The organism is Williamwhitmania taraxaci (genome assembly GCF_900096565.1).
Taxonomy (GTDB): Bacteria; Bacteroidota; Bacteroidia; order Bacteroidales; family Williamwhitmaniaceae; genus Williamwhitmania; species Williamwhitmania taraxaci.
This window is the reverse complement of record NZ_FMYP01000007.1, coordinates 85431-91626: the sequence shown is the minus strand read 5'-3', so window position 1 is coordinate 91626 and position 6196 is coordinate 85431. Positions and strand designations below refer to the sequence as shown.

Annotated in this window: 5 protein-coding genes and 1 riboswitch; of the genes, 2 read left to right on the top strand and 3 right to left on the bottom strand. The window is 46.4% G+C overall.

The window, feature by feature from the left end:
- Positions 1-1904, bottom strand: a 1904-nt coding sequence (locus BLS65_RS03280) for a leucine-rich repeat protein (protein ID WP_170829987.1), incomplete at its 3' end; no start/stop codon positions are given.
- Between the two features lie 531 nt (positions 1905-2435).
- Between BLS65_RS03280 and BLS65_RS03275 the strand changes: the two genes are divergently transcribed.
- Positions 2436-3176: an SIR2 family NAD-dependent protein deacylase gene (locus BLS65_RS03275; RefSeq protein ID WP_092435812.1), complete on the top strand. Its 741-nt coding sequence runs from the start codon at positions 2436-2438 to the stop codon at positions 3174-3176.
- A 36-nt stretch (positions 3177-3212) separates the two neighbouring features.
- Here the strand turns inward: BLS65_RS03275 and BLS65_RS03270 are convergent, their stop codons facing one another.
- The gene (locus BLS65_RS03270; protein ID WP_092435808.1) at positions 3213-4115 is read right to left on the bottom strand and encodes a DUF4349 domain-containing protein; all 903 of its coding nucleotides are present in this window, start codon (positions 4113-4115) and stop codon (positions 3213-3215) included.
- Between the two features lie 536 nt (positions 4116-4651).
- Between BLS65_RS03270 and BLS65_RS03265 the strand changes: the two genes are divergently transcribed.
- Positions 4652-4924 carry a hypothetical protein gene (locus BLS65_RS03265; RefSeq protein WP_092435805.1) on the top strand — a complete coding sequence of 91 codons (273 nt, stop codon included), beginning with the start codon at positions 4652-4654 and terminating at the stop codon, positions 4922-4924.
- A 286-nt stretch (positions 4925-5210) separates the two neighbouring features.
- Here the strand turns inward: BLS65_RS03265 and ribB are convergent, their stop codons facing one another.
- The gene (ribB, locus tag BLS65_RS03260; RefSeq protein WP_092435801.1) at positions 5211-5855 is read right to left on the bottom strand and encodes a 3,4-dihydroxy-2-butanone-4-phosphate synthase; all 645 of its coding nucleotides are present in this window, start codon (positions 5853-5855) and stop codon (positions 5211-5213) included.
- Between the two features lie 83 nt (positions 5856-5938).
- Positions 5939-6076: riboswitch (FMN riboswitch) on the bottom strand.
- Positions 6077-6196: the final 120 nt, after the last annotated feature.

The following is a 6196-nucleotide window of genomic DNA, read 5'->3' as shown; positions in this document are numbered from 1 at the left end:
AATGTAACCGTATAGCTGTTGATATTCCACTTGGCGTATAGCGTTGTGTTTGCAGTTACCTTGTCGGATGTAAAGTTCCAAGGGTTTGTGCAAGCCGCCTCCTTATACCAAGCAACAAAGGCGTAGCCAGTGCGGGTTGGATTGGCAGGAGCAGTGATTGCTGTGTTGTAATTTGTTGTTTTTGGTGCTACCACACTACCCAACTGCGAATCAAATGTAACCGTATAGCTGTTGATATTCCACTTGGCGTAAAGGGTGGTGTTTGCGGTAACTAAATCGGATGTAAAGTTCCAAGGGGTTGTGCAAGCCGCCTCCTTATACCAAGCAACAAAGGCGTAGCCAGTGCGGGTTGGATTGGCAGGTGCGACAATTGTTGCGTTAAAGGATGGGGTTAAATCAGCTATTGCGGATCCACCCTGCGAATTAAATGCAACGAAGATTGACTCGCCAATATTCAAGAAATCCTGCCAGTATGTAGCCGCTTTATATGCCGCCGTCGACCCAATAGGAACTATCAGTTGGCAAGTCGTTTTGTTAATCTGATTGAATGTACTTGAGCCTATGGGGAGCGGGGTATTTATGGCAACTACAATTTTGGTAATGCCTTGACAGTTTGAGAATGCAAAATCCTGAATAGAAGCAATGGAACTAGGAATGGCTATTGTGCCCTTAAAATTAGTACAATATGCAAAGGCTTTGGTCGGTATTGTAGCGATTGAATTAGGAATAATCAAATCTCCGGTTAACCTAGAACAACTTTGGAAAGACGAGATTCCGATAGATGTTAATGAGTTAGGAAGGATTAAATTACCCGCAATTCCCGAAGAAACAAATGCAGCTTCACCAATGGATATAATGTTACTCGATAAAGTAAAAGTGCCTTTAAGGTTTAAACAATTCCAAAACGCGTAGGAACCGATTGAAGTAACAGAATTTGGTATATTTAAACTACCCTGTAATCCACGACAGTACATAAATGCGTTGTCACCTATTGAGGTAACATTACTAGATAGAATAAGGTTGCCATTTAATGCGGAACAGGAAGTAAAAACTCCCACACCTATCTTGGTTACTGAGTTTGGTATTGTTAAGCCTCCAGTTAAATTGGAGCAACCATTAAATAAACGATCCTCGATTGTTGTAAGCGAATTGCTTAACGTAAGCGCTCCGTTAAAACCAGAACAATTTACAAAGGCCTCGGCCCCAATTGAGGTTACCGAATTGGGTATAGTTAATGCCCCAGTAAATCCACTACATCCCGTAAATGCACGATAACCTATTGAAACTAGTGAATTAGGGATTATAAGATTACCCGTAAACATGCAACCGTCAAACGTGTAATTACCTATAGCTGTTAATGAGGGTGGAAGGGTCAATGTCCCGGTTAATCCGCTGCAATCTGAAAATGCTCCATCAGCAATTGTTTTAACTCCGCTGGGTATTACCAGGCTCCCGGTTAACTTTGAACAACCATTAAATGAATTGTCTCCAATAGATGTAACCGTATTAGGGATCGATAGTGCCCCTGAAAGGTTAGTACAACCAAAAAATGCGTATTCTCCAATAGAAATCAATGTTGATGGAAACGTTATCTTGGTTAAACTACTTTTCAAATAAAAAGCCTTAGCGGGGAATCCTACGGGATTAAGGTCGCCGTCGACAATCTGCACCGACCCCATATCGAGCACGGCCAGCACTGGCATTTTATCCCTCATGAAAAAAATATCACTGGAATTAATAAGGCCCGTTACAGTCAAATCAGTAACGGTATTCGCATTTCCTCCAGCCGCCGTTAGCGCAGCGCTAAAGCCACCTGCTGTAGGTACGTTTACGGTTATAGAAACCTGTGCAGAGGCAATAATTGTTAATAGTGCAATGCATAAGGTTAGTAAAAATTTCTTCATAGTATCTGTTTAATAATGAGATATGGAATTTTGTATCAAAAGTAGTTTTTTCGTTTGAATAAAAAAATATTGACAATTATTTTTGTAGAGGTCAACTTATTTGATTTTTGTTGAATTTGCCCCAGGAAGCCATTGTTTCAAACGATCTTAAGGCGTTTGTTTTTCACACTCACCTTAATTGAACCTTCCAAATCTAATGTTCTGATTCCGGAGACATCGCATATTTATAGGAAGATTGCGGAGGGAACATTCGACCCAGGTCGGGGTGGTACACATTCGCGGGTGACCTTTTTTGATAGACACAATGCTCCTCCTTGGTATATGCAAACCAAAAATAACAAAGCCTCCTATTGCTGAGAGGCTTTCGAAGTGTGGTTGTTTTAATAGCTTATGTTCCGCTAATAATATGCTGAATATAGCTATATACTGGTGGAATAAAGCCAATGAAGAGAATTTCGGCAGCACAGATGGTGTAGACTGCAATCTTTCTAAATATTACTTAGTAGATTTACACACCAATATTTGTTAGCCATGAATGCAATAGAGCAAGCCGCACAAGCCATTCGCCAATCGTCCTATACCGTTGCTTTTACTGGCGCAGGCATCTCTGCCGAAAGTGGCATTCCCCCCTTTCGCGGCGAAAAGGGCATTTGGAACCGTTACGATCCGAAGGTGCTCGAGCTAAGCTACTTTTACGCCCATCCCGAGGTGTCGTGGCAGGCCATCCGGGAGATATTCTACGATTTCTTTGGCAAGGCCAAGCCCAACGCTGCCCACCTTGCGCTGGCGCAGCTGGAGGCCGCCGGATATTTGAAGAGCATTATTACCCAGAACATCGACAACCTTCACCAGGAGGCCGGCAGTAGTCGCATCTTTGAGTTCCATGGCAACTCCCATACGCTGGTTTGCACCCGCTGCCATGCCCATTATCGTATTGGCGAGATTAGCCTCGAAGTGTTGCCACCACTCTGCACCAAGTGCGGCGCACTCCTTAAGCCCAATTTTGTCTTTTTTGAGGAGGGAATACCCGAGCAGGCCTACGCCGGATCGGTGGAGGCCTCCGAAAATGCACAGGTGATGGTGGTGGTTGGCACAACAGGAGAAGTTTACCCTGCCGCTACCATGGTCTCCATTGCTAAGCAGCATGGGGCCAAAATCATTGAGATTAACCTAGAGTCCTCAGCCTTTACCCATCGGTATACCGATATCTTTATTGGCGGCAAGGCGGGGGAGGTGCTGCCGCAGCTGGTGAAAGAGGTGATGGGGACGTAATGCTGCGCCCCTCTTTTCTTTCACCCGTCTTTATGCTTATTTCCTATATTTCCTTTTCAAGTATATTACCAAGAATGCTATTGCGCCCATCACTAGCAGCACGCCCCAAATCTTAACCAGAAACACGATTATCTCTTCCAGTATCCACCATCCCTGAATAAGTGCGTCGCCAATGCGCGAGAGGATGTTGGGTTTGCTGGCGGCAACGTAATTGAAGTTGGGCTGTATCGATTTTATTACAATGGCTTCTTGGTAAATGGTGAGGTTTATGGTGCAGTAGTTTACCTGATCTTTCAGCGACATCGTATGCACGCTTACCTCATCGGACTGGAGCTGCCTGTCCAGCATTCTATCTTCGGCGTTGCTGGATTCGCCCAACTTCTTGCCACGATTGTCTATGTGGGCTGCTTGGCGATTGTTGTAGGTGTTTAGGCGCTGCGATTTCATCCGGTTGGCTACAAACTGTAGCGTAACGTCGTCCATCTTAATAATGCGGTAATCGAGGTAGGTTATTAGCTTGTTGAACTGTCGAACCAAGCTGTCCAGCCTTTCGTTGGGCACGCGCAGCACCATGCTGTTTTGAACCACCACTTGGCGTGTAACGAGTATGGAGTCGCGGCTAATCTTGGTCGATTCGCTGTTCTCCTGGCTATTTTCGAGGTTGGAGTAGGTGATAAATCCACCGTAGTTGGTAGCAATATCTTCAATTTGCTCGGTTGCGCTCATTACGTTCTTCACCTCAAACCTTACATCGGCAGTGCGGATAAACTTACGGCCTTCGGGTGTTTTGGTGTTGAGTTTTAACTCTTGTGCCGAAGCAGTATCAGTAGAGTCGACATCCATTTCCACAGTGGGTTCGTAGCTTCTTTGATTCGAGCTGCACGATGCTAGAATTAATAGGGAAAATACTAACAGGGTTGATAAAGTGCGGTAGTTCATAGTTGTAGAATTAGTGGAATAAAAGTAACCATTTCTTCTACAATTCAGGGGTTAGGTTTAAATTATATGATAGAATAGAGATAGAGGCGCATTTGGGGAGTGATAGATCAGGGCGGCGCAATAGGGCTACACGCATTGTAGGAGTGTGGTTCGCGCCGCCACTCGTTTGGTTGGATTTACCCCGGGTGACCAGCCTGAAAGCTGGTGAACCCGGGGCTATTGATATTTTAGGCCTCTGGCCTAACCCTTTTATGTTAGCTTCGGTCTGCTGGGTGCGCTGCTGCGCAAGCATGCAGGGAGTAAAACTTGTTCCGAGAAGAGTTGCGCAAGCCTGCAGCAGCAAAAACATCCAGAGGGAAGAGTTGCGCAAGCATGAAGGGAGTAAAAACTCTACCGTGAAAAGTTCATGCAGCCTGCAGCAGCAAAAACATCTAGAGGGAAGAGTTGCGCAAGCATGCAGGGAGTAAAAACTCTACCGTGAAAAGTTCATGCAGCCTGCATGGAGTAAAACTTGTTCCGAGAACAGCTGCGCAAGCATGCAGGGAGTCAAACTTGTTCCGAGAACAGTTGCGCAAGGGTGCAGCAGCAAAAACATCCAGAAGGAAGAGTTGCGCAAGCATGCAGGGAGCAAAACTTCTACCGTGAAAAGTTCATGCAGCCTGCATGGAGTAAAACTTGTTCCGAGAACAGCTGCGCAAGCATGCAGGGAGTCAAACTTGTTCCGAGAACAGTTGCGCAAGGGTGCAGCAGCAAAAACATCTAGAGGGAAGAGTTATGCAAGCATGCAGGGAGTAAAAACTCTACCGTGAAAAGTTCATGCAGCCTGCATGGAGTGAAACTTGTTCCGAGAACAGCTGCGCCAGCCTGCAGCGCCGCGCCAACTTCGGTCTTCGGTCTTCTGACTTCCGTCTTCCGTCTTCCGTCTTTTCACCTTTCACCTTTCACTTTTCACTTTTCACTTTTACCTTTCACCCCTGCATTAAAAAGCGCAGCCAAATTGACCGCGCTTCTGTTTTCTAAAATTATGTAATGGAACCGCGCTCAATGCCTTTTACTTGCAAATCCACACCTATCCGTCTTTTCACCTTTCACTTTTCACCTTTCACTTTTTACCCTATACTGGTAAATATCTTCAATAGATAGCACGCACATGTCGTGTTTCTGTGCAAACTCTACGATTGTGGGTAGCTTAGCCATGGATCCATCCTCGTTGGTAAGCTCGCACAGCACCGCGAAGGGTTGGAATCCGGCAAGAACGGCAAGGTCAACGCTGCCCTCGGTGTGGCCACGGCGGGCAAATACGCCCTCGGTGCGGGCAACCAGCGGGAACACATGGCCGGGGCGCGCGAGATCGGCGGGTTTGGCGTTGTGGGCAATGGCGGCCCGAATGGTGGTAAGCCTATCGGTGGCCGATACGCCGGTGGTAACACCCACAGCGGCTTCAATAGTTGTGGTAAACGCGGTTTGGAATTGGCTGTTGTTATTAGCTACCATTGGGGGGAGCTCTAGCTGTTTGGCTCGCTCTTCAGTTATACAAAGGCATACAATTCCGCTGCACTCGCGAATCATCATGGCCATGCCGGAAACCGTTAAATTCTCGGCTGCAAAAATTATATCGCCCTCGTTTTCGCGGTTTTCGTCGTCCACCAACAATACTCCTTTGCCGGAGGCTAGGTCTTGAATTGCGCGCGAAACTCGCTCTTGAAATGTGTTGCCGAATGTGTTTAGTAGATTGCTCATTTGCCCTAGTTTAGATTGTGCGTATTCAGGGCAATGTAATTGCAGCAAGGCATGGCCCCACAATGGGCTAGCAGTTTGCTGCGGCTTTACTTCTTTCATCCGGACTATACCGTCGGCTTTGGAGTTGCACCAAATCTGCGTTGAGGATAATTCAACGCTCGCGGGCTTTCCTTGTGGGAATTACCGCCGGTGAGGAGTTGCACCTCGCCCTGAAGTCGGCCATTTATGAAGGCAAATATAGCAAATTGAGGGCTTGGAGTGTTGCATTTGGGGCTGTTGTTGAGCATGAAGCGAATTGCCCTGTGTAAAATGCAACAAGGGAGATCAACTTCGACCTCCCT

Excerpts from the sequence above, each read along its gene's own strand:
- BLS65_RS03275 (WP_092435812.1), top strand. The coding sequence starts at position 2,436 with ATGAATGCAATAGAGCAAGCCGCACAAGCCATTCGCCAATCGTCCTAT.
- BLS65_RS03270 (WP_092435808.1), bottom strand. The coding sequence starts at position 4,115 with ATGAACTACCGCACTTTATCAACCCTGTTAGTATTTTCCCTATTAATT.
- BLS65_RS03265 (WP_092435805.1), top strand. The coding sequence starts at position 4,652 with ATGCAGGGAGTCAAACTTGTTCCGAGAACAGTTGCGCAAGGGTGCAGC.
- ribB (WP_092435801.1), bottom strand. The coding sequence starts at position 5,855 with ATGAGCAATCTACTAAACACATTCGGCAACACATTTCAAGAGCGAGTT.